General features: G+C 73.0%; 22 protein-coding genes. 4 read left to right on the top strand and 18 right to left on the bottom strand.

Going from position 1 to position 22,464, the window contains the following annotated elements; translation table 11 throughout:
• Positions 1–19 precede the first annotated feature (19 nt).
• From araD to ACIP64_RS12305, 3 genes are read right to left on the bottom strand one after another with little or no spacing between them, the layout of a single operon-like run.
• Positions 20–1,744, bottom strand: a complete 1,725-nt coding sequence (araD, locus tag ACIP64_RS12315) for an L-arabinonate dehydratase (RefSeq protein ID WP_401584544.1) — start codon at positions 1,742–1,744, stop codon at positions 20–22.
• A 3-nt stretch (positions 1,745–1,747) separates the two neighbouring features.
• On the bottom strand, positions 1,748–2,650 hold the full coding sequence (locus tag ACIP64_RS12310; RefSeq protein WP_401584541.1) for a dihydrodipicolinate synthase family protein: 903 nt from the start codon (positions 2,648–2,650) through the stop codon (positions 1,748–1,750).
• A 53-nt stretch (positions 2,651–2,703) separates the two neighbouring features.
• On the bottom strand, positions 2,704–3,360 hold the full coding sequence (locus ACIP64_RS12305; RefSeq protein ID WP_401584765.1) for a GntR family transcriptional regulator: 657 nt from the start codon (positions 3,358–3,360) through the stop codon (positions 2,704–2,706).
• 191 nt (positions 3,361–3,551) lie between these two features.
• Between ACIP64_RS12305 and ACIP64_RS12300 the strand changes: the two genes are divergently transcribed.
• Entirely contained in the window at positions 3,552–4,970 is a 1,419-nt protein-coding gene (locus ACIP64_RS12300; RefSeq protein WP_401584539.1) for an alpha/beta hydrolase family protein, read from the top strand.
• Between the two features lie 24 nt (positions 4,971–4,994).
• On the opposite strand, the gene ACIP64_RS12295 is transcribed toward ACIP64_RS12300, so the two are convergent.
• Genes ACIP64_RS12295 through ACIP64_RS12285 form a run of 3 tightly spaced genes read right to left on the bottom strand, consistent with a single transcriptional unit; the run spans position 4,995 to position 7,424 of the window.
• The gene (locus tag ACIP64_RS12295) at positions 4,995–5,258 is read right to left on the bottom strand and encodes a hypothetical protein (RefSeq protein ID WP_401584537.1); all 264 of its coding nucleotides are present in this window, start codon (positions 5,256–5,258) and stop codon (positions 4,995–4,997) included.
• Position 5,259: 1 nt separating this feature from the next.
• The gene (locus tag ACIP64_RS12290) at positions 5,260–6,432 is read right to left on the bottom strand and encodes a hypothetical protein (protein WP_401584535.1); all 1,173 of its coding nucleotides are present in this window, start codon (positions 6,430–6,432) and stop codon (positions 5,260–5,262) included.
• 56 nt (positions 6,433–6,488) lie between these two features.
• The gene (locus ACIP64_RS12285) at positions 6,489–7,424 is read right to left on the bottom strand and encodes a 5-dehydro-4-deoxyglucarate dehydratase (RefSeq protein ID WP_401584532.1); all 936 of its coding nucleotides are present in this window, start codon (positions 7,422–7,424) and stop codon (positions 6,489–6,491) included.
• Positions 7,425–7,637: 213 nt separating this feature from the next.
• Between ACIP64_RS12285 and ACIP64_RS12280 the strand changes: the two genes are divergently transcribed.
• A complete protein-coding gene (locus tag ACIP64_RS12280) occupies positions 7,638–8,447 on the top strand; it encodes an NAD-dependent epimerase/dehydratase family protein (RefSeq protein ID WP_401584530.1) in 810 nt (269 codons plus the stop codon).
• Positions 8,448–8,484: 37 nt separating this feature from the next.
• Here ACIP64_RS12280 and ACIP64_RS12275 read toward each other — a convergent pair whose 3' ends face one another.
• Positions 8,485–8,835, bottom strand: a complete 351-nt coding sequence (locus ACIP64_RS12275; protein WP_401584527.1) for a VOC family protein — start codon at positions 8,833–8,835, stop codon at positions 8,485–8,487.
• 123 nt (positions 8,836–8,958) lie between these two features.
• Positions 8,959–9,690: an SDR family NAD(P)-dependent oxidoreductase gene (locus tag ACIP64_RS12270; protein ID WP_401584524.1), complete on the bottom strand. Its 732-nt coding sequence runs from the start codon at positions 9,688–9,690 to the stop codon at positions 8,959–8,961.
• Positions 9,691–9,754: 64 nt separating this feature from the next.
• On the opposite strand from ACIP64_RS12270, the gene ACIP64_RS12265 reads away from it, so the two are divergent.
• A complete protein-coding gene (locus tag ACIP64_RS12265; protein ID WP_401584762.1) occupies positions 9,755–10,966 on the top strand; it encodes a TerD family protein in 1,212 nt (403 codons plus the stop codon).
• Between the two features lie 65 nt (positions 10,967–11,031).
• On the opposite strand, the gene ACIP64_RS12260 is transcribed toward ACIP64_RS12265, so the two are convergent.
• Positions 11,032–12,498 carry an alkaline phosphatase PhoX gene (locus ACIP64_RS12260; RefSeq protein ID WP_401584522.1) on the bottom strand — a complete coding sequence of 489 codons (1,467 nt, stop codon included), beginning with the start codon at positions 12,496–12,498 and terminating at the stop codon, positions 11,032–11,034.
• 132 nt (positions 12,499–12,630) lie between these two features.
• Positions 12,631–14,157, bottom strand: a complete 1,527-nt coding sequence (locus ACIP64_RS12255) for a hypothetical protein (protein WP_401584520.1) — start codon at positions 14,155–14,157, stop codon at positions 12,631–12,633.
• A gap of 419 nt (positions 14,158–14,576) precedes the next feature.
• Between ACIP64_RS12255 and ACIP64_RS12250 the strand changes: the two genes are divergently transcribed.
• Positions 14,577–16,067 carry an ATP-binding protein gene (locus ACIP64_RS12250; protein WP_401584518.1) on the top strand — a complete coding sequence of 497 codons (1,491 nt, stop codon included), beginning with the start codon at positions 14,577–14,579 and terminating at the stop codon, positions 16,065–16,067.
• A gap of 86 nt (positions 16,068–16,153) precedes the next feature.
• On the opposite strand, the gene dapD is transcribed toward ACIP64_RS12250, so the two are convergent.
• The 8 genes from dapD to sufC all read right to left on the bottom strand — a co-directional run bounded on the left by dapD (position 16,154) and on the right by sufC (position 22,459).
• The gene (dapD, locus tag ACIP64_RS12245) at positions 16,154–17,146 is read right to left on the bottom strand and encodes a 2,3,4,5-tetrahydropyridine-2,6-dicarboxylate N-succinyltransferase (protein ID WP_401584515.1); all 993 of its coding nucleotides are present in this window, start codon (positions 17,144–17,146) and stop codon (positions 16,154–16,156) included.
• 72 nt (positions 17,147–17,218) lie between these two features.
• Positions 17,219–18,430 (bottom strand): MFS transporter, encoded by a 1,212-nt coding sequence (locus ACIP64_RS12240; RefSeq protein ID WP_401584513.1) that lies wholly within the window; start codon positions 18,428–18,430, stop codon positions 17,219–17,221.
• Positions 18,431–18,535: 105 nt separating this feature from the next.
• Positions 18,536–19,126, bottom strand: coding sequence for a TetR/AcrR family transcriptional regulator (locus tag ACIP64_RS12235; protein WP_401584511.1), 591 nt, complete (start codon positions 19,124–19,126; stop codon positions 18,536–18,538).
• A complete protein-coding gene (locus ACIP64_RS12230; protein WP_401584508.1) occupies positions 19,126–19,446 on the bottom strand; it encodes a DMT family transporter in 321 nt (106 codons plus the stop codon). The genes ACIP64_RS12235 and ACIP64_RS12230 overlap by 1 nt, the downstream gene beginning before the upstream one ends.
• 172 nt (positions 19,447–19,618) lie before the next feature.
• On the bottom strand, positions 19,619–19,960 hold the full coding sequence (locus ACIP64_RS12225) for a metal-sulfur cluster assembly factor (RefSeq protein WP_360912253.1): 342 nt from the start codon (positions 19,958–19,960) through the stop codon (positions 19,619–19,621).
• Positions 19,957–20,421 (bottom strand): Fe-S cluster assembly sulfur transfer protein SufU, encoded by a 465-nt coding sequence (gene sufU / locus ACIP64_RS12220; protein WP_360912250.1) that lies wholly within the window; start codon positions 20,419–20,421, stop codon positions 19,957–19,959. Before sufU ends, ACIP64_RS12225 begins: the two co-directional genes overlap by 4 nt.
• Before the next feature lie 17 nt (positions 20,422–20,438).
• Positions 20,439–21,698 (bottom strand): cysteine desulfurase, encoded by a 1,260-nt coding sequence (locus tag ACIP64_RS12215; protein ID WP_401584504.1) that lies wholly within the window; start codon positions 21,696–21,698, stop codon positions 20,439–20,441.
• Positions 21,695–22,459, bottom strand: coding sequence for a Fe-S cluster assembly ATPase SufC (gene sufC / locus ACIP64_RS12210; protein WP_360912244.1), 765 nt, complete (start codon positions 22,457–22,459; stop codon positions 21,695–21,697). The genes ACIP64_RS12215 and sufC overlap by 4 nt, the downstream gene beginning before the upstream one ends.
• Positions 22,460–22,464 lie beyond the last annotated feature (5 nt).

The following is a 22,464-nucleotide window of genomic DNA, read 5'->3' as shown; positions in this document are numbered from 1 at the left end:
CGGGTGCGGGCGGGGCCGGTCAGCCCGCGTACGGCTCCGGCACGTCTCCCGGCCGGGCCAGGAAGCGGAAGTCGCAGCCGGTGTCGGCCTGGGTGATCTGATCCTGGTACAGCGCGCCGTAGCCGCGGCCGAAGCGCGGCGGGGGCGCCTGCCAGCCCGCCCTGCGGCGTTCCAGTTCGGCGTCGTCGACCTCCAGGCGCAGCAGGCGCGCCCCGACGTCGAGGGTGACCGGGTCCCCGGTGCGGACGAGGGCGAGCGGGCCGCCGATGTGCGACTCGGGTGCGACGTGCAGCACGCACGCGCCGTAACTCGTCCCGCTCATCCGGGCGTCGGAGATCCGCACCATGTCCCGCACGCCCTTCTCCAGCAGCCGGCGGGGGATCGGCAGCATCCCGTACTCCGGCATGCCGGGACCGCCCAGCGGACCGGAGCCGCGCAGCACCAGGACGCTGTCCTCGGTGATGCCGAGGCCGGGGTCGTCGATGGTGCGCTGCAGGGCGCGGTAGTCCTCGAAGACGACGGCCGGGCCGGTGTGCTTCAGCAGGCGCGGCTCGGCGGCGATGTGCTTGATGACCGCGCCGTCCGGGCACAGGTTGCCCCGCAGGACGGCGACGCCGCCCTCGGAGGCCAGCGGGTCGTCCAGCGGGCGGATCACGTCCTCGTGGTGGACGAGGGCGCCCGCGAGCTGTTCGCGCAAGGTGGTGTGCGCGACGGTCGGCCGGTCGAGGTGGAGCAGCCCGGCGTCCCGCAGCCGGGTCAGGAATCCGGGCAGGCCGCCCGCGAAGTGGAAGTCCTCCATCAGGTACCGGCCGCCGGGCCTGACGTTCGCCAGCACCGGGACCGTGCGCGCGACGCGGTCGAAGTCGTCCAGGGTGAGCCGGACCCCGCTGCGCCCGGCCATCGCGATCAGGTGGATCACGGCGTTGGTGGAGCCGCCGAGGGCCAGCACGGTGGCCACCGCATCCTCGTACGCCTCGCGGGTCAGGACCGCCGGCAGCCGCAGGTCCTGGCGCACCAGGTCGACGATCCGCATGCCGGAGGCCGCCGCCATCCGGTCGTGCGCGGAGTCCACGGCGGGGATCGACGAGGCCCCGGGCATCGTCACGCCCAGCGCCTCCGCGGCGGCGGTGAGCGTGGAGGCGGTGCCCATCGTCATGCAGTGGCCCGGCGAGCGGGCGAGGCCGCTCTCCAGTTCGACCATCTCGCAGTCGCCGATCAGCCCGGCCCGCTTGTCGTCCCAGTACTTCCACATGTCGGTGCCGGAGCCGAGCACCTCGCCCCGCCAGTGGCCGGGCAGCATCGGCCCGGCGGGGACGAAGACGGCCGGCAGGCCGGCGCTGGCGGCGCCCATGAGCAGCGCGGGCGTCGACTTGTCGCAGCCGCCCATCAGCACCGCGCCGTCCACGGGGTACGAGCGCAGCAGCTCCTCGGTCTCCATCGCGAGCAGGTTGCGGTAGAGCATGGGCGTCGGCTTCTGGTACGTCTCCGACAGCGTCGCCACGGGGAACTCCAGGGGGAAGCCGCCCGCCTGCCACACCCCGCGCTTGACCGCCTGGGCGCGGTCGCGGAGATGGACGTGGCAGGGGTTGATGTCGCTCCAGGTGTTGAGGACCGCGATCACCGGCTTGCCCAGGTGCTCCTGCGGGAGGTACCCGAGCTGGCGGGTGCGGGCCCGGTGGCTGAACGAGCGCAGTCCGTCCGTGCCGTACCAGCGGTGGCTGCGCAGTTCCTCCGGCTTCTTCACGGCTCAGACCCCCCAGCCGGCCAGCAGGGCCGCGACCCTCGCGCGCCGGGACGCCGTGAGGGGGTGACTCGGCGGGCGCACGTCGCGGCGGCACACGCCCAGTGCCGCCAGCGCCTCCTTCACCACGGACACGTTGTTGGCGGAACCTTCCTCGGCGCGCAGTCCCTCGAACTCCCGGATCTCCTCCCACACCCGCATGGCCGCCGGGTGGTCGCCGGCGCGCAGCGCGCGCAGCATCTCCAGCGACAGCCGCGGCGCCACGTTGACCAGGCCCGAGGTGAAGCCGGTCGCGCCGACCGCCCAGTGGGCGGGCGCGTACAGCTCAGCGAGGCCCGCGACCCAGGTGAAGCGGTCCAGCCCCGCGTCCCGCGCCACCGCGGCGAAGCGGGCGGGGTCGGGTACCGCGTACTTCACCCCGACGACGTTCGGGCACAACTCCCCCAGCCGGGCGATGCGCTCGCCGTCCAGGCCCGGGTCGCGGACGTACGGCACGACGCCGGTCTCCGGGACGGCCTGCGCTATGGCGCGGTGGTACTCCACCCAGCCGTCCGGGGAGACGTACGGGTGCACCGGCTGGTGCACCATCACCATGTGCGCGCCGGCGTCCCGTGCGTGCCGCGCGGCGGCCACCGCGGTGGGCAGGTCGAGTCCCACGCCGGCGACGACCCGCGTGCCCGCGTCGGCCTCGGCCATCGTGAGTTCCACGACCAGGCGGCGCTCGCCCGGGTCGAGGGCGTAGAACTCCCCGGTGTTGCCGTTCGGCGTGACCGTCCGCACCCCGCTGTCGAACAGCCGCCGCAGCAGCGCCCGGTAGGTGTCGCGGGCCACGCCGCCGTCCGCGTCGAAGGGGGTCACCGGGATCGCGACGACCTCGGCGAGGGCGGCGGACTGCGCTGCGAACGACATGGGGTTGCCCTTCGGTCGGAGGAGCGGCCGGTCCGGCGCGGGGGGGGTGCGGTTCAGGCGGTGGCGCCGTCGGGGAAGGCGCGCGCGACGAAGCCCGCCATGTGGTCGTGCAGGAGGCGGGCGGCCCCCTCGGCGTCGCCTGCCCGGGCGCGGGCGAGGATGTCCCGGTGCTCGCGGGCCTCCCGCTCCCAGGAGGGGTTGCGCTGCCAGGCGGCCGCCGAGACCAGCGCCGCCTGGTCGCGGAGGTCGTCGAGGACCCGGGCCAGCAGCGGATTGCCGCAGGGCCCGTACAGCGCCCCGTGGAAGTCCCGGTTGGCCAGGGACCGTTCGGCCCGGTCGGCGGCGGCGTCCGCCCGCTCCAGTGCCTCGTGGGCGGCGTCGAGCGGGGCGCGGCGGGCCACGGTGCGGCGCAGCGCCTGCGGTTCCAGCAGGAGGCGCACGTCGTAGACCTGGTGCGCCGTCTCCGCGTCGACCGTGCGCACGGTCGCGCACTTGTACTGGCTCATCACCACCAGCCCGGTGCCTGCCAGCGTCTTGAGGGCCTCCCGGACAGGGGTCTTGGACACCCCGAACCCTTCGGCGAGTTCGGTCTCGACCAGGGCCTGCCCCGGTGTCAGCCGTCCGGTCAGGATGCCGTGCCTGATCGCCTCCAGCACCACCTGCGTGCGGGACGGGATGGGGGTCGGGGCCGCACCGGCCAGCAGGTCCATGGGACGGCTCTCCGTTCTCACCCGGGTCTCATGTACGAGGTCTCATATATGACATGCCCGTACGACGACGGTAGGACGGAGTCCGGGGCCCGTCAATGGGTCCGGCCGGCGCGGACGGTGACGGGCCGTTCGGGGGAACGGCCGGTGTGGTGGGGCGGGGCCCGGCGGTACGGCTTCTACGTTCGGCAGGCATGACGCACGTATCGCCGGACGCGGACCGCGCCGCCGCCCCCGCCCGGCGCGCCGCCCTGACGGCGCTGGCCGGCGGCGCGGGGGCCCTGCTGTCCGCCGGGTGCACGCCCCTGGGCGCCTCGTCCGCGGCGAGGTCCCCCGAAGGTGCCGGGCCGTCCGGCTCGCCTTCGGCGGGCGGCCCGACGCCCGGCGTGATGACCCTCGTCGAGGACCCGGACCTCAACTTCAACGCGCTGCTCGCGCTGGGCGCTTCGGGGCAGGGCGCGGCCGAGGTGGGCGAGGTGCTGACCGCCGTGCGGGCGATCAACGAGGCCGGTCCCTCCGCGCGGAGCTGGACCGCCGTGTTCGAAGCGCTCGGCGACCGGCTGACGAAGGCGCCCGAGGGGCCCGCGCCGGACCGGCGGACCACCCGCTCCCGCGCCCTGCGGGCCGCCCAGTACTACGGGCAGGCGCTGTTCTTCGTGCTCGGCTCCGACGACCCGGGCCGTGAGGAGCGGCTGTACCGGGCCGGGCGGGACGCCTGGGACACCTTCTGCTCGCTGTGCGACCCGGCTCCGGTGACCGCGCGGGTCCCGTACGGGAGGACGCCGATGCCCGTGTGGTTCTTCCGCCCGGACACCTCGGCGCGGCGGCGGCCCACCGTGATCCTGACCAACGGCAGCGACGGCCAGAACGTCGACATGTGGACCTACGGTGCGGCGGCCGCCCTGGAGCGCGGCTGGAACGCCCTGGTGTACGACGGCCCGGGGCAGGGCCAGTTGCTCTTCGTGGACCAGGTGGTGTTCACGCCGCGCTGGGAGACGGTCGTCGGCCCGCTCGTCGACTGGCTGACGGCCCGGGACGACGTGGACACCGGCCGGATCGCCCTCACCGGGCTCAGCATGGCGGGCGCTCTCGCGCCCCGGGCCGCCGCGTTCGAGCCGCGGATCGCCGCCCTGGCGGCCATGCCCGGTGTGCTGCGGCCCTGGCTGGGCTTCCCCGCGGAGATCCGCAGGATCCTCACCCCGGACCCGCGGGAGACCAACACCCTGTGGAACAAGGAGGTCGTCCCGGCGCTCTCCCCCGAGGACGCCGCGACGCTGCGGAAGCGCATGGAGCCCTTCTCCGTCCGGGCGATGCTCGACGCCCGCGCGGGGCGGATGTTCACCGACTTCTCCACTCCCGCGCGGCGCGTCCGGGCCCTGGACGTCAGCGGGGTGGTGGGCCGCATCACGGCGCCCACCCTGGTCCTCGACTACGACTTCGAGCAGTTCTACCCGGGGCAGCCGCGCGACCTGTACGACCGGCTCACCGCCCCCAAGGACTACGTGAAGCTGACGGCCGCCACCGGGGCGCAGCTGCACTGCTCCCCGATGGCGCCGCAGCAGCACTGCGAGGTCGTCCTCGACTGGCTGGCGGACACGCTGAGGACGCGCTGAGCAGGGCGGCGGTCCCGCAGAAGTTCAGGACGGGCCGCGCTCGAAGAACTCGAAGAAGGTGCCTTTCCGCAGCCTCTCGTACGCGGGCTCGGCTCTCGCCGTCCACGCGTCGATGTCGGCCGCCATGGAGGGGAAGCACTCCTTGAGGGGCCCCGCCTCGGCGATGCGCGCCACGTCCCCGGCGGCGACGATCCACGACATGGACAGGAGCTGCTCGGCGACGTATCCGGGCGTGACGCCGGGGGCCCGGTGCTCGACCAGGAAGTCCATGACGTCCTCGGCCTCCACGTCACACCACCGACGCGAGGGCGGTCCGGACCAGTGCCAGGTCGGCGGAGGAGGCGAGGCCGGCGTGGTACAGCCGCAGTTCCGTCGCCCCGGCGGCCGCGGCCCGGGCGGCGTCCGCGGCCAGGGTGTGCGGGCTGCCGCCCATGCCCGAGACCACGGGGAAGTTCGCGGCCAGGACGGTGCCGGGCCGGGCGTGCGGCACGCAGGCCGCGAGGAGTCCGGTGGCGGGGAGCACGAGACCGTCGGCGTGGGCCAGTACGTGCGCGGGGTCGACGCCCGCGTTCGCGCCGCAGCGGTGCGGGTGGGGGTCGGCGTGCAGCAGCACCTGGAAGCCGGGGGCCGCGGCCGCCCGGACCGCCGCTACGGCGGCCTGCTGGACGTCCCGGGCGACCGCGCCGCGCCAGGCCAGGGTGAGCGCCGCCAGGTCCGGGCCCAGCAGGTCCGCGACGTCGGCCCACTCGTCGGGGCCCGGCGTCCACTCCCCCGCCCAGACCGGTGCCATCGCGCCGCGCACGGCCGCCCGCAGCTCGGCGGTGTCGGCGCCGAGGCCCGCGTAACCGGCCTCGCACGCGGTGCAGAAGCACAGCGACATCAGGTACTGCGCGGCCCCGGGCAGCGGTATGCCGCCGGTCTTGTCGTGGGCGTGCAGATGCGCGAAGCCGTACCAGCCGCAGGACTCCAGTTCGGTGCCCTCCGTCCCCGTGCCGGGGCGGACGGCGGCCTCCGCGGCGAGCGCGACCACGTAGTCGCGTACGTCCGGCTGGGCGATGCACGGCGCCCAGGGGTAGCGGTCGCCGTACGCGTTGCGCACGCTCACCCGCGGATGCTCGTCCCCGAGACGGGAGTTGTGCGCCAGGACGACCCAGGAGTGCACGGCCAGCCCGGCGGCACGCAGCGCGGCGGCCGCCTCGGCGTAGGCGTCGGCGGCACCTGCCCAGTCCTGGGTGTACGGCCGCAGCGCCCGCCCGGCCCAGTGCACCGGGTCGGGCGGGTAGAGGACGGCGGCGTGCCGGGCGGTGACGACGCGCCGGGCGGGGTGGCGCGGGGTGAGGGCCCGCGTGGAGTGGTAGGCGGAGGCGAGGGTGACCTGCTGGACACCGAGGGCGGCCAGGCGCTCGGCGGCGTCCGGGTCACCGACGACGTCCCAGGGGTAGACGAACGTGGAGGCTCTCAACTCGGCTCCCTTGGCGCGAGGTTGGCTGGAGGTCCGGGGCGGCCGCGCGCGGGCGGTCAGTCCTCGCCCAGCAGGGCGAGTCCGCGGTCGATGAGCTCGGCCAGTTCCTTCACGTGCGCCGGGGCCGGCTCCGACAGCGGCGGCCGCACCTCGCCCACGTCCAGACCGCGCAGCCGTACGCCCGCCTTGACCAGGGAGACGGCGTAGCCGCGGCCCTGCTGCCGCAGTTCGACCAGGGGCCGGTAGAAGCCGTCGAGGAGCCGCTGCACGGTGGCGTCGTCGCCGGTGGTCAGGGCCCGGTGGAAGGCGAGGGCGATCTCGGGGGCGAAGCAGAAGACGGCGGAGGAGTAGAGCGTGACGCCGATGCCCCGGTAGGCGAGGCCGGTGAGTTCGGCGGTGGGCAGGCCGTTGAAGTAGCGGAAGTCGCGGTCCGGCACGGCGCTGCGGACGGCGCTGACGATGCGCTGCATCAGGTCGAGGTCGCCCACGCCGTCCTTGAGGCCGATGATCCGCGGGATGCGGGCGAGTTCGGTGACCGTGGCCGGGGTGAACACCGCGTTGTCGCGCTGGTAGACGATGACGTCCAGGGAGGTGCCGGCGGCCAGGGCGGCGTAGTGCCGCAGCAGTCCGGCCTGGTCGGCGACGACGAGGTAGGGGGGCATCGCGAGCAGCCCGTCGGCGCCCGCCTGCTCGGCGAGCCGGGCGAACCGCAGGGCCAGGGCGGTGCCGTAGCCGGCGCCCGCCACGACGGGCACCCGGCCCGCGCTCTCCTCGACGGCCGCGGCGACGCAGTCCCGGAACTCCTCCGGCGTCAGCGCGTGGAACTCCCCGGTGCCGCAGCAGGCGAACACCGCCCCCGCGCCCGCCTCGATCCCCGCGCGCACATGCGCGCGGAAGGCCTCCAGGTCCACGGCTCCGTCCGGCGCGAAGGGCGTCACGGGAAAGAACAGCAGTCCGTCGAGGCGCTCGGCGAGTGAGACGGCTTCGGTCATCGCGTTCTCCCTGCAGGCTGGCAGCGACTGTGCGCTCATCTGATCCACGTCCATATTCATGAACGCGTTTACGCTAAAGCAGCACATATAGAGGGGTCAAGGAAGAGAGCCGCTGGTGGTGGACTCTTGACGCTTCCACAGGGGCTCTCTAGCGTGTCCATGCTTATGAATGACGTCCATGGACGTGGACCACACGACCGAGGAGACCCGCGCATGCCCGCTCCCCGCACGATCCTGCTCACCGGCGCCGCGGGCGGCCTGGGCACCCTGATGCGTGAACTGCTCCCCGCCTACGGCTACGACCTGCGCCTTTTCGACGCCGCACCCGTCGAGGGCGCTCCCGGGGCCATCATCGCCGACCTCGCCGACCGGAAGGCCCTGCGCGAGGCGGTGCGCGGCGTCGACGCCATCGTCCACCTCGCGGCCATCTCCCTGGAGTCCTCCTTCGAGAAGATCCTCCGGGCCAACATCGAGGGGACCTACCACCTCTACGAGGCCGCCCGCGAGGAGGGCGTCCGGCGGATCGTCTTCGCCTCCAGCAACCACGCCGTCGGCTTCACCCCCCGCCCGGTCGGGGACGACCCCCTCATCCCGGTCGACACCCCGCGCCGCCCCGACACCTTCTACGGGCTGTCCAAGGGCTTCGGCGAGGACCTCGCCCAGCTCTACTGGGACCTGCACGGACTGGAGACGGTCTCCGTCCGCATCGGCTCCTGCTTCCGCGAACCGACCTCGGTGCGCATGCTCTCGGTCTGGATGAGCCCGGAGGACGGCGCCCGGCTCTTCCACGCCGCCCTCACCGCCGAGGGCGTCGGCCACACGGTCGTGTACGGCAGCTCCGCCAACACCCGCCTGTGGTGGGACCTGTCCGGCGCCCGCGCCCTGGGCTACGAGCCCCGCGACGACTCCGAGCCGTACGCGGCGCGGCTCATCGCCGAGCAGGGCGAGCTCGACCCCGCCAATCCCGACCACGCCCACCTGGGCGGCCACTTCACCACGCACCCGCCGATGTGGCCGCACTGACCCCACCGGCCGCGGGCATCCTGCCGCCCGGATGTGCTCACCCGTCGGTGGCCCGCTCGTGGAACGGCTCGTACAGCCCCACCTCGCCGCCGCCCGGCAGCCGGAACCCGGTCACCCGTCCCCAGCGCGCGTCGGTGACCGGCCCCGTGAATTCCACGCCCTTCGCCGCCAGGCCGGCCACGGTCGCCTCGACGTCGTCGCACATCAGGTAGAGCTGCTGCGCCCCCGGGCCGTCCGTGGGATGCACCGCGAGCTCGGCGGGCGGAAGCCTGAAGATCAGCCAGCCGCCTCCCGCGTCGACGTGCGGCCACTCCAGCACGTCCCTGAAGAAGTCCCGGTCCGCCTCCGCGTCACGGCTGTGGATGACGATGTGCCCACCATTGATCACGCGGCCAGGGTAGGCCCTCTCCGGGCCGCCCGGGGGAAGGCCGGGACCTGCGGGCGGTGGTGCCGTCCGGGACCCGCACCGGACCCGGGCCTTCACCGAAGGCCCGGCCCGATCGCGGCGGGACTAGCGGCCGCGCTCCGCGCCGCCGTTGACCTGGTGGATCTGCGCGGTGACGTGGCCCGCGCCCGGGGAGGCCAGCCAGTGCGCCAGGGAGGCGACGTCCTGCGGGACGCCGACCCGGGCGTTCAGCGTCTGGCCGACCAGGACCGCACGCCGCTCGTCCGTCATCCGGCCGCCGAAGAACCCGGTGTCGTCGATGAAGCCGGGGGCGATGACGTTGACCGTGACACCTCGCCCGCCCAGCTCCGCCGCCAGGTCGTAGGCGTACGGGTGCAGGGCCGCCTTGGCCGCGCCGTAGGAGCCCGAACCGCCGCCCCGGATCGCCGCGATGGAGCTGAGCAGCAGCACCCGGCCGTCGTCGGCGATCAGGTCGCGCAGTGCCTCGGTCAGCAGCACGGCGGTCAGGACGTTGGCCCGGAAGTTGCCCGTCCACACCTCCGCGAGGGTCTGCTCGCCGGCGTTCAGGGCCACGTTGCCGCCCGCGTTGTTGACCAGGACGTCCACCCGGCCGAAGCGTTCGGCGAGCGTGTCGCGGACCCGCTCCGCCTCCGACTCGTCGGTCAGGTCCGCGGGCAGTGCCAGGGCCGTGTCCTCCCCCAGCCGGGCGACCGCTGCGTCCAGCGTCTCCTTGCGCCGCCCGATGAGCACCACCTGGTCCCCGCCGCCGGCGAAGGCCTCGGCGACGGCCAGTCCGATGCCCGTACCGCCCCCGCTGATGACCACAATGCGTGACACGTGAAAACTCCGTTCGGTAATGGAACCGTAAACCCGGAACGATCGTTATGCGGGCATGACCGCAATGACACCCGGCTCGAATGTGCCGCTCTCCGCAGCGCGCGTGGCAGTGGAGGTCTCCGCGCCCGTGCGGCTGGACGTGTCGGGCCTGCTGATCGCCGCCAACGGCAAGGTGCGCTCCGACGACGACTTCGTCTTCTACAACCAGCCCTCCGGCCCCGGTGTCACGTACCGGTCCGGTGCCGGCGCCTCCCCCGACGCGATCACGGTCGACACCGTAGCCGTCCCGGCGGAGATCGAGAAGATCGTCGTGACGGCGAGCCCCGATGCCGCGGGGGCGACCTTCGCGGGCACCGAGCCCACCGCCACGGTCCGCGACGCGGACAGCGGCGCCGTGATCGCCACGTTCACCCCGTCGCAGCTCAGCACGGAGACCGCCCTCGTCGTGGTCGAGATCTACCGCCGCAACGGGGTCTGGAAGGTCCGCGCGGTCGGCCAGGGGTACGCCAACGGACTGGCCGGCATCGCCACCGACTTCGGCGTCAGCGTGGACGAGGCGCCCGCGGCGGCCGCCGCCGCGCCGCAGGCACCGCCGGCTCCCGCCGTGGCGCCCCCGCCCCCGCCCCCGGCGCCGTCCACGGCTCCGCAGCCGCCCGCTCCCCCGATGCCGCCGGCACCCCCCGCGCCGCCCGGCAGCGGCAAGATCAACCTCGACAAGGGCCGGGTCAACCTCCAGAAGAACCAGACCGTCTCCCTGGTCAAGGGCGGCAAGCCGCTGCTGGCCACGGTCCGCATGGGGCTGGGCTGGGAGCCCGCCTACCGCGGCAAGGACATCGACCTGGACGCCTCGGTCATCGCGTACGGGCCGCAGCGCAACCACATCGAGTCCTGCTACTTCGGCCGGCTCACGATCCTGAACGGCGCGATCCAGCACTCCGGCGACAACCTCACCGGCGAGGGCGCGGGCGACGACGAGGCGATCACCGTCCACCTCGGCGGGCTGCCGCCGGAGGTCACCGGACTGGTCTTCACCGTGAACTCCTTCTCCGGCCAGAAGTTCAACCAGGTCGCCAAGGCGTACTGCCGGCTGATGGACGCCACCACGGGCGAGGAGCTGGTCCGCTTCGACCTCACCGGCGGCGAGGCGCGCACGGGCGTGATGATGGCGAAGTTCATCCGCCAGTTCTCCGGCGAGTGGGAGATGACGGCGATGGGCGAGTTCGTCGACTCCCGCACGGTGAAGGGCATGGTCAAGCCGGCCGCGCAGGCGCTCTGACCGCGCGGGCGCCCGGTGCTCCGTGCGGTTCACGGAGCACCGGGCGCCACGCGGGCGGCAGGACCTCAGCAGGCGCCCCCGCGGCCCTGGCGGCGCCAGGGGCCGGTGATGGCCAGCATGATGCCCGGCTCCTGGATGTTGGCGAACAGCGTCCTGCCGTCGGGCGAGAAGGTCACCCCGGTGAACTCGCTGTACTCCGGCTCCTCCTCGGTGCCGATGTTCAGCTCGTTGCGCGCGATCGGGTAGGTGCGGCCGTCGCCGAGGGCCCCGAAGAGGTGCTGGACGCCCGCGCCGTCCTCGGCGATGACCAGACCGCCGTAGGGCGAGACCGTGATGTTGTCCGGGCCGTCGAAAGCGCCGTCCGCCGACGGGTCGGCGTTCACGCCGAGCAGGACCTTCAGGGTCAGGGTGCGGCGCTTGGGGTCGTAGAACCAGACGGCGCCGTCGTGCGCGGTGCCGGGGCTCTCCTCACGGGCGTAGGAGGAGACGATGTAGACGCCGCCGTCGCCCCACCACATGCCCTCCAGCTTGCGGGCGCGGGTGACCGCGCCGGCCGCGAACTGCTTGCGCACCGAGGTGGTCCTGCCGTCGCGCTCCGGGACGTCCACCCAGTCCACGCCGTAGACGGTGCCGATCCGCGTGGCACGGGACAGGTCGTCGACGAACCGGCCGCCGGAGTCGAAGCACTTGAAGGCCTGGAGCACACCGGCCGTCTCCGACAGGCCGCGCAGCTTGCCGCGGCCGTGGTGGAAGCCGGCCGGCGGGGTCCAGCGGTACAGCAGGCCGTTGGGGTTCGAGGCGTCCTCGGTCAGGAAGAGGTGGCCGCGCTTGGGGTCGACGACGACCGCCTCGTGCGCGTACCGGCCCAGCGCCTTGACCGGCTTGGGGTCGCGGTTGGCCCGGCGGTCGTACGGATCGACCTCGAAGACATAGCCGTGGTCCTTGAGGAAGCCGTGCGTGCCGGCCTTGTCCTCGGTCTCCTCGCAGGTCAGCCAGGTGCCCCACGGGGTGCTGCCGCCCGCGCAGTTGGTGGCGGTGCCGGCGACGCCCACCCACTCCGCGACATGGCCGCCGTGCGCCGCGACCTCCACGACGGTCACACCGCCTGCGGCGCCGGAGTCGTAGACCAGGCCCTCGGTCAGCGGCACCGGGTGCGGCCAGTCGGCGCGGGCACCGGCCAGCTCGTGGTTGTTGGCCAGCAGGGTGGCGCCGCGCAGGCCCTCGAAGGTGGCGGTGCCGTCGTGGTTGGAGGGCGTGGACTCGCCGGACTCCAGGGTGGTGACGCCGGTACGGGTGATGATCCGGTACGAGAAGCCCTTGGGCAGCGCCAGCACGCCCTTGGGGTCGGGGACCAGCTCGCCGTAGCCCAGGTGCCCGTGGTGCCGGGACGTCCCGGCCGCCTCGGCGGTGGCGGGCGCCCCGGCCGCGAGGGCCCCGGGGGCGGTGGCGAGAACGTCGACGGTTCCCGCCAGCGCGACGCCGGCCCCCGTCATGGCAGTGCGCCTGGCGAAGTCTCTGCGAGTGAGCGGCATCGTTACTCTCCTCGGGCCACAAGGTCTCTTCTCTGCCGCACCTCACGCTCGCGCCCTGCGGCCAACGGGAGTTGAACTGCGGGCGACGTCCCGTCGCCCATTCCCCGAGGCGTTCGGGCCGCCGCCCGGCGATCAGGAGGTGGCGGTCCCCGACGAACGCGCCTTGAAGGCCGCCTTGCGGGCGTCCTTGGCCAGGCGCTTGTCCGGGTGCAGCCGGCCCATCGCCTCCAGGACGTCGGCCGTGGCGGGGTGGTCGACGCGCCAGGCCGCGGAGAAGAAGCCGTCGTGCCGGGCCACCAGGTCGGTGACGAGCTCGCGCAGCAACTCCGGGTCGTCGTCGGCGTCGAGCTGGGCGGCGATGGTGTCGATGGTCAGCCAGAAGATCATGTCCTCGTCGGGCGCGGGCACGTCGGACGCGTCCCGCTCCGTGAGCCACACCCGGGCCAGACCGCCGAGTTCGCGGTCGGACAGCACCTCGCGCAGGGCGGGCTCGGCCTCGTCCCCCAGCAGGCTCAGCGTCTGCTGGGCCACCAGCCGGCGGCCGGGCGCGCCGCGGTCCTCGCCGCGCGCGGCGTCCAGCAGCTCGCGGGCCGCCTCGTACGGCTTGCGCCGGGCGAGCCAGTGGTCGGCCTCGCGGCGGGCGATGTGGTCCGGGTACCCGAACAGCGCCTCCAGCAGGACGGACGCCGGGTGCTCCGCCAGGTCGCCGGCGGCCGGGGCCTGCAGACCGGCCTCCAGCATGCGGGCGCGCACCCCGAACACACCGAGCGGGGTCAGCCGCACCAGGCCGTACCGGGAGACCTCCTCGGGCCCGATCTCCTGCGGGTCGTCGGCCCCGGCCGGGACGGCCCCGGACTCCTCCTCGGACTCCGCCTCCTCGATCAGCGCCTCGTCCAGCGGCGTGTAGTCGATCAGCCCGGTGGTGGTCAGCAGCCGGAAGTGGTCGTCGAGGCGCATCATCACCTCGGTGACGTCCTCCAGGAGGTCGTCGCTCGGCTCCTCCACGTCCTCCGGGACGACGAGGGAGGCGGCCAGCACGGGCAGCGGGACCGCGTCCTGCCCCTCGCCGCCGTCCTCCATGGCGCCGAAGAGGTAGAGGTTGGCCAGCGCCCCGTCCAGGAACTCGGCCTCCTCCTCCGGGTCCCAGTCCAGGGTCTCCGGGTCGACCTCGCCCTCGGGGCCGAGCTCGTCCATCAGGCCCTCCAGGTCGGGCGCCGCCGCCTCGGACAGCGCCGTCTCCACCGCGGTGAGCCAGAGCTCCAGCACCTCCCGCGGGGCCCCTTCGTCCACGCCCCGCAGCGCCTCGCCGGGCACCGCGCGGCCCGCCGGCTCGTCCAGCGCCGCCACGCGCTCCGCGGCCGGGGCGCTGTCGTCCGGCTCCTCGATGTCCAGGTCCACCAGGCCGGCGTCGACCGCCACGCCCCACGCCTGCGCCGTCTCGGCGGGCCCGTCGGGGGCGTCCTCCAGGCCCAGCTCGCGCACCGCCCGCGCGAAGTCCTCCGCGGCCAGCTCTCCCATGGCGTCCACGAGGACGTGCGGCGCGGACCAGCGGGCCAGGCGCACCGCCCGGTCCAGCAGCGGCACGGCGAGCGCGAGCCGCGCCAGCTCGTCCTCGGGCAGCAGCCTCACGGGCGGCAGGTCGAGGCGGTCAGCGGCCATGACGGTGTCTCCAATACAGCGGTGTGCGGGGGGCGCGTTCGCGCGCAGACCCAGCCTAGACGCGTCCGCGCCCCCTGGGTGCGCTTCCCCCTTCCGTCACCCGCCGTTACCGCAACCGTCCCCCGGGGAAGCGGCGCGCGGGCCCCCGCGGGCCGCCCCGCATGCCAACACCTCCCGACAGCTTCCTGGCGTCGCGTCACCGCGGCAGCGGAGGTGTGGGCGTGACCCTTCAGGTCGCTCTCATCTTCGCGTCGTACGGTCTGGCCACGCGAAGGAGGACCCGCGGGCCGCGGCGCACGCCACCGCCCCGCGGGCGCGGGGGACTCCGGTAGTCCGGCGCCGGCCCGGTGGGCTGTCACGGCGCCGGGTGCCTGCTCTCGCGCCGAGGGCCATGAAGTGAACACGGGGGACCGGCTCAGATGAAGAACCCATTCCGGCGTCTGACCCTGCGGCTGCGACTCGGACTGTCCGCCGCCGTCGCCGTCGCTGTCGCCGTGAGCGCCGTCGCCGTGGCGTCCTGGCTGATCACGCGCCAGCAGCTGACCGGCCAGCTGGACTCGAACCTGCGGAACGTGCAGGCGGCGCCCCGGTTCGTCGGGCAACTGCTGAAGGAGTGCGCCCGGCCGGACACCGGTCAGCGCTTCGCGGCGCCCAGCCCCTACGTGGTCCAGGTCGTCACCGCGGACGGAAGGGTGTGCGTCGACGCCGGCAGCAAGAGGATCGCGATCGACGCGAGTGATCTCGCGGTCGCGCGCGGCACTCTGGAATCCGCGATGCACAACGCCGTGTCCGAGGACGGGCGGAGGATGCGCGTTTTGACCACAGCGCCCCCGGAGGACCTGACGCGCTTGTGCGCGGTGTTCATGGGGATGCGCGTTCCGGCCACGGCGCCCCGGGAGGACCCGGCGGGCTTGTGCGCGGTGTCCGTGGCGCAGTCCCTCGATGTCGTGGACCAGCCGCTGGGCACTCTCGCCCTCTTCCTGCTCGGTTTCGCGGGAGTCGGGGTGGTCGCGGCGGCCGCCGCCGGGATCGGCATCAGCCGGGCCTTCCTGCGGCCGGTGAAGCACCTCACCGATGCCGCGGAGCACATCGCCCGTACTCACGACCTGACCGTGCGCATTCCCGTGGAGGGCGACGACGAGGTCGCCCGACTGTCCAAGAGCTTCAACGACATGACCGAGGCTCTCGCCACCTCGCGCGACCGCCAGCAGCAGCTGATCGCCGACGCCGGGCACGAGTTGCGTACTCCGCTCACGTCGCTGCGCGCCAACACCCAGCTGCTGATCAGGAGCCGTACGACGGGCCGGAAGCTTCCGGAGAATGCCGAGGACGACCTGCTCCGCTCCGTGGAGTCCCAAGTGGGGGAACTCGCGTCACTCATCGCCGACCTGCAGGAGCTCTCGCGGCCCGACGTCAGGCCCGGCGAGAGCTTCCTCCACGTCGTGGCCCTGCACGAGGTGGCGAGACGCGCCCTGGAGCGGGTGAGACCCCGCGGGAGCAGGCTGGAGTTCAGCAGCGAGCTGGAGGAATGGTACGTACTGTCCGAATCCTCCGCCCTGGAACGGGCGGTGGTGAACCTGCTCGACAATGCCGTCAAGTTCTCGCCCGCGGGCGGCACCGTGAGCCTGCGGCTCAGCGACGGCCGGCTGTCGGTGCGCGACCAGGGGCAGGGCATTCCGGCCGACGAGTTGCCGCATGTGTTCGACCGGTTCTGGCGCTCGCCGTCGGCCCGCAGCCTGCCGGGCAGCGGTCTCGGGCTCGCCATCGTGGCGAAGACCGTCCAGCAGGCCGGCGGTACGGTGACGCTGCGCCCTGCCGGAGTCCGGGGCACCGAGGCGGTCGTCCGCATCCCCGGTACCCGGACCCCGCCGCCCGAGCCGCCGCCCGAGCCGGCGCCCGTGGGGGCGTAGTGCTCGCGGGCTCGCGAGTGCCCCCCGGGCTGTTCCAGGACCGCGGGAGGGCACTCGGCGATGCGCGGTTATCCCGCCGGCGGGCGTCAGTTGTGGCTGTGCAGGGCCGCGTTCAGGCCGCCCCAGGAACCGTTGCGCTGCAGGACCTCGACCGTGCCGGTCGTGGAGTTGCGGCGGAAGAGCAGGTTGTTCGCACCGGAGAGCTCCGAGGCCTTCACGATGGTGGCGTCGGGGAGGGTGACCCGGGTGCCCGCGGTGATGTAGAGGCCGGCCTCGACGACGCAGTCGTCGCCGAGGGAGATGCCGATGCCCGCCTCGGCGCCGAGCAGGCAGCGCTCGCCGATGGAGATGATCTGCTTGCCGCCGCCGGAGAGGGTGCCCATGATCGAGGCTCCGCCGCCGATGTCGGAGCCGTCGCCGACGACGACGCCCTGGCTGATGCGGCCCTCGACCATGGAGGTGCCGAGCGTGCCGGCGTTGAAGTTGCAGAAGCCCTCGTGCATGACCGTCGTGCCGGAGGCGAGGTGCGCGCCGAGGCGGACGCGGTCGGCGTCGGCGATACGGACACCGGAGGGGACGACGTAGTCGGTCATCCGCGGGAACTTGTCGACACCGTAGACGGACAGGTGCAGTCCCTCCGCGCGGGCGGCGAGGCGGGCACGCTCGATGCCGCCGGCCGGCACCGGCCCCAGCGAGGTCCACGCGACGTTGGCCAGCAGGCCGAAGATGCCCTCCAGGTTCTGGCCGTTGGGCGTCACCAGGCGGTGGCTGAGCAGGTGCAGGCGCAGGTACGCGTCGTGGGCGTCCAGCGGCTTGTCGTCGGCCGACGCGATCACCGTGCGGACCGCGACGACCTCGACGCCGCGGCGCGGGTCGGGTCCGAGGGCCTTCGGCGCCGCCCCGCCCAGCAGTTCGGCCGCCTGCTCGGCACTGAGCCGTTCCGTCCCCGCGGGGCCGGGCGCCGCGACGAGTTCGGGCGCGGGGAACCAGGTGTCGAGAACGGTCCCGTCGTCGGCGATCGTGGCGAGGCCCGTGGCAACGGCACCGGTGGCACGGGAGGTGGCGGTCGTGTCAGTCATGTCCCGAACGCTAGTCGCTGCTCCCCCCGCCTGCCCAACCGGCCCGCCATCCGGACCGGGCGGCCGGCGGCCTCAGGACTGCGTCGTCGCCGTGACCGCGTCCGGCTCCGCGGCGGCGGCCCGCGCGCCCGGCAGCCGGTGGGCGGCGAAGACCACGAGGCCGGCGGCGATGCCGAGCACCGCGCACAGCGGCCACAGGGCGCCCGGCGCACGCTCGTACAGGACGCCGCCGAGGGGGGCGGCCAGCACCACGCCGCTGATGGAGGCGCCGGCGTACATGCTCTGGAAGCGGCCCTGGAGGTGGTCTGGGGCGTTGTCGGCGACGTATGCGGTGGAGGGCGACTTGTAGAGGATGTCGCCGACGGTGAGCAGGATCATCATCACGACCGCGACGGCGATGTACCACCGCCCGGCCGAGAGCACGCCGAACCCGGCGCCCACGAGCACCATGCCGCCGGCGATGATCGGCAGCGGGGCGCGGCGGCGCAGCGCGACGGTGACGGGGAGCTCGAAGAGGATGACCAGGCCGCCGTTGATGGCGATGAGGGCGCCGTAGACGCCGGTGCCGATGCCGTGGTCGGACAGGAACACCGGGAGGGTGGAGTACTGCTGGCGGTAGATGGTGTCGGCGACCAGGATCGCGACGAGCAGCAGGAGCACCGCGGGCCTGGCCCGCAGCGCCGCCCACAGGCCGGGGGCGTCGGCGGGGGGCCGGGTCTTCTCCCGGTGGTTGCCGTTGGCGGGCAGGATGAAGTGCGCGTAGACGCCGAACGCGAGCATGCCGAGGCCGTCGGCGACGAAGAGCCAGCCGTACGAGGTGGTGGTGGCGATCAGCGCGCCGAGCGGGGGGCCGACGGTGACGCCGAGGTTGGCCATGAAGCGCAGCAGCGCGAAGCCCTGGCGGCGGGAGCCCTCGGGAACGGAGAAGGCGATGAGCGCCGAGTTGGAGGCGCGGGTGACGCCGGTTCCGTACTGGGCCAGCGGGAAGACGATCGCGAGGGCGCCGGTCGGGATCACGGGCAGTGCGGCGAGGCCGAGACCGGACACCACCATGCCGGTGATCAGCGTGCGCCGGTGCCCGAAGCGGTCGCCGAACCAGCCGCCGCTGAAGTTGCCCGCCACCATGCCGATGCCTCCGGCGCCGGCGATCAGGCCGGCGTGCGAGGTGCTGAGCCCGCGGGGGCCCGTGAGGTAGACGAAGAGGTAGACGAAGGTGAAACTCACGGCCGCGACGAAGAACATCCCGGTCGCGAGCAGCCACACCACCTTCGGTATGTCCTTCATCGCCTGCTTCATACTGTCCTCCGATCGACGCTCTACAAGAATCGATCACGTGAAGACGCGAATGCCGCAGGGGGCGGTGCCGGATCAGGTCGCGTCCGGTATAGGTCAGCGAGGGCCCTCCGCTGTGCGGATGACTCGTGCGAAGATCGCGCGCGCCTCCTCGCGGTCGACGTCCCGGCCGGTGAGCAGGGCCTGAAGGCACATCCCGTCGACGAGCGCGGCCAGCGCACGGGCGGTGACGGGGTCGGTACGGGCCGACAGCAGGTCCGCCATGAGGTCGACCCACTCGGCGGCGACGGGCCGCAGCGCCTCGTGCCGCAGGGCGGCGAGGTAGAGCTCGTACTCCAGCTGGGCCCGCGGGCGGTCGCGGGTGACGGTCTCCTCGGTGAACCGGGCGAGTTCGGCGGCCAGGTCGTCGCGGTCGCCATGGTCGTCATGGCCACCGCCGCCGCCCGGGCCCGCCACGAGCAGCCCGCGCTCCTGCGTCTCGCGCAGGAACGCCTCGTTGCACTGGCGCAGCGCGGCGACGAGCAGGTCGTCGAGGGTGGCGAAGTGGTACGTGGTCGAGCCGAGCGGCACATCGGCCTCGGCGGCCACCGCGCGGTGGCTGAGCCCGGCGATGCCGCGTTCGCCGACCACCCGGATCGCGGCGTCGATGAGGCGCTGCCGGCGCTCCGGGTCGTAGCGCCGGGCCATCAGTGGCTGCCGCCCAGGTTGAGCACGACGACCCCGGCGATGACCAGGACGACCCCGATCAGCTTGGTGGCGGTCGCCGCCTCGCCGAGGAAGACCATGCCGATGCCCGCGATGGCTGCGGTGCCGATGCCGGACCAGATGGCGTAGGCCGTGCCGACGGAGAGGGTCTTGAGGGTCTGCGCGAGCAGCGCGAAGGCGATGAGGTACCCGGCCGCGGTGCCGAGCGAGGGCCACAGCCGGGTGAAGCCGTCGCTGTACTTCATCGAGGTCGTCCCGAGCACTTCGGCGAGTATCGCCCCGCCCAGCAATGCGTAAGCCATGCGTACGAGCGTACACATCGATGTGTACGCCCGTACACATGCGAGGCGGTCACGGCCCTGAAGAGATGTTGTCCCGTCGGCCCGGCGCCCGGGCCGAGGAAAATACGACTGCGGGACGCCGCTCCGAGGAGCGGCGTCCCGCAGTCGCAGCCCGCGGGCGCGGGCGTGCGGCTCAGACGTTGAAGCCGAGCGCGCGCAGCTGCTCGCGGCCGTCGTCGGTGATCTTGTCGGGACCCCACGGCGGCATCCAGACCCAGTTGATCTTGAGGTCGTTGACGATGCCCTCGGTGGCCGACTTGGCCTGGTCCTCGATGACGTCGGTCAGCGGGCAGGCCGCCGAGGTCAGCGTCATGTCGAGGGTGACGACATTGGTGTCGTCGATGTGGATGCCGTAGATCAGCCCGAGGTTGACGACGTCGATGCCCAGCTCGGGGTCGACGACGTCGTAGAGGGCCTCGCGGATCTCCTCCTCGCTCGCCGGCGTCGTGGTCATGACCTCTGCGTTGTCGCTCATGCGGACTCCTTCGCCGCGCCATCGCCCAGGGCCTGGGCGGTGGCGTCCTTCCACGCCATCCAGCTCAGCAGCGCGCACTTCACGCGCGCCGGGTACTTGGAGACGCCGGCGAACGCGACCGCGTCCTCCAGGACGTCCTCCATCGCGTCGTCGGGCTCCAGCTTGCCCTTGGACTGCATCAGTTCCAGGAAGACCTCCTGGACCTTGACCGCCTCGTCGACCTGGCGGCCGACCAGCAGTTCGTTGAGCACGGAGGCGCTGGCCTGGCTGATGGAGCAGCCCTGGCCCTCGTAGCTGATGTCCTGGATGGACGTGCCGTCCAGCCGCACACGCAGCGTGATCTCGTCACCGCACGTCGGATTGACGTGGTGCACCTCGACATCGCCGTCGCGCAGGCCCCGTCCGTGCGGGTTCTTGTAGTGGTCCAGGATGACTTCCTGGTACATCGAATCCAGCTTCACAGGCTCGCCGTCCGTCCTCAGCCGAAGAAGTTCCGTACGTGCTCCAGGCCCTCGACCAGCGCGTCGACCTCGGCCGGGGTGGAGTACAGATAGAACGACGCTCGCGTGGTCGCGGGAATTCCGTACCGCAGGCAGACCGGCCGCGCGCAGTGGTGGCCGACGCGCACGGCGATGCCGAGCTCGTCCAGGACCTGGCCCACGTCGTGCGGGTGGATGTCGCCCAGGGTGAAGGAGATCGCGGAGCCGCGGCCCTCCGGGGTGTCCGGGCCGATGATCTTCAGCTCGGGCACCTCCTTCAGCCGCCGCAGGGCGTACTCGGTCAGCGCGTGCTCGTGCGCCTCGACCTTGTCCATGCCCAGGGCCGCCAGGTAGTCCACGGCCGCGCCGAGTCCGACCGCCTGGGCGATCGGGGGCGTGCCCGCCTCGAACTTGTGCGGCGCGGGCGCGTACGTCGACGAGTGCATCGAGACGGTCTCGATCATCTCGCCGCCGCCCAGGAACGGCGGAAGGTCCTCCAGCAGCTCCTGGCGGCCCCACAGCACACCGATGCCGGTCGGGCCGAGCATCTTGTGACCGGTGAAGGCCACGAAGTCGGCCTGGAGCGCCTGCACGTCCAGCACCATGTGCGGCGCGGCCTGCGAGGCGTCGATCAGCACCAGGGCGCCGACCTGCTGGGCGCGGCGCACGAGGGCCTCGACCGGGTTGACCGTGCCCAGGATGTTGGAGACCAGCGTGAAGGAGACGATCTTCGTCTTCTCCGTGATGACCTGCTCGATGTCGCTCAGGTCGAGCCGGCCGTCGTCGGTCAGGCCGAACCACTTCAGCTTCGCGCCGGTGCGCTGCGAGAGCAGCTGCCACGGCACGATGTTGGAGTGGTGCTCCATCTCCGTGATGACGATCTCGGTGTCGGCGTCCACGCGGTAGGGCTCGTCGGCCCAGCCCAGCATGTTGGCGACCAGGTTCAGCGACTCCGAGGCGTTCTTGGTGAATATGACCTCGTCGCGGCTGGGCGCGTTGATGAAGGCGGCGATCTTGTCGCGCGCACCCTCGTACAGCGCCGTGGCCTCCTCGGCGAGCGTGTGCACGCCGCGGTGGACGTTGGCGTTGTGGCGCTCGTAGTACTCGCTCAGGACGTCCAGGACCTGGCGCGGCTTCTGGGAGGTCGCCGCGTTGTCCAGGTAGACGAGCTTCTTGCCGTCGTGGACGAGCCGGTCGAGCACCGGGAAGTCCTTGCGGATGGCCTCGGTGTCGAGCAGGCCCGGCAGCTGCGGTGTCACGCGGATACGCCTCCCTTCACGTAGGCCTCGTAGCCCTCCGCCTCCAGCTTGTCCGCGAGCTCGGGACCACCGGACTCGGCGATCCGGCCCGCGGCGAAGACGTGGACGTAATCGGGCTTGATGTAGCGCAGGATCCGCGTGTAGTGGGTGATCAGCAGGGTGCCGACCGCACCGCTCTCCCGCACCCGGTTGACGCCCTCGGAGACGATGCGCAGCGCGTCGACGTCCAGGCCGGAGTCGGTCTCGTCCAGGATCGCGATCTTCGGCTGGAGCAGTTCGAGCTGGAGGATCTCGTGGCGCTTCTTCTCACCGCCGGAGAAGCCCTCGTTGACGTTGCGCTCGGCGAAGGAGGGGTCCATGTGCAGGCGCTCCATGGCCTCCTTGACCTCCTTCACCCAGGTGCGCAGCTTGGGGGCCTCGCCGCGGATGGCCGTGGCCGAGGTCCGCAGGAAGTTGGAGACCGAGACACCGGGCACCTCGACCGGGTACTGCATGGCGAGGAAGACGCCCGCGCGGGCCCGCTGGTCGACGGACATGGCCAGCACGTCCTCGCCGTCGAGGGTGACGGTGCCACCGGTGACGGTGTACTTCGGGTGCCCGGCCAGCGAGTAGGCGAGGGTCGACTTGCCGGAGCCGTTGGGGCCCATGATGGCGTGCGTCTCGCCCTGCTTCACGGTCAGGTCGACGCCGCGGAGGATCTCCCGCGGACCGCCCTCGGCCTCGACGGAGACGTGCAGGTCGTGGATCTCAAGCGTTGCCATGGGTG

The organism is Streptomyces sp. NPDC088733, assembly GCF_044751185.1.
Taxonomy (GTDB): domain Bacteria; phylum Actinomycetota; class Actinomycetes; order Streptomycetales; family Streptomycetaceae; genus Actinacidiphila.
The sequence above is the reverse complement of the archived record's forward strand: the minus strand, read 5'-3'. Positions and strand labels throughout refer to the sequence as shown.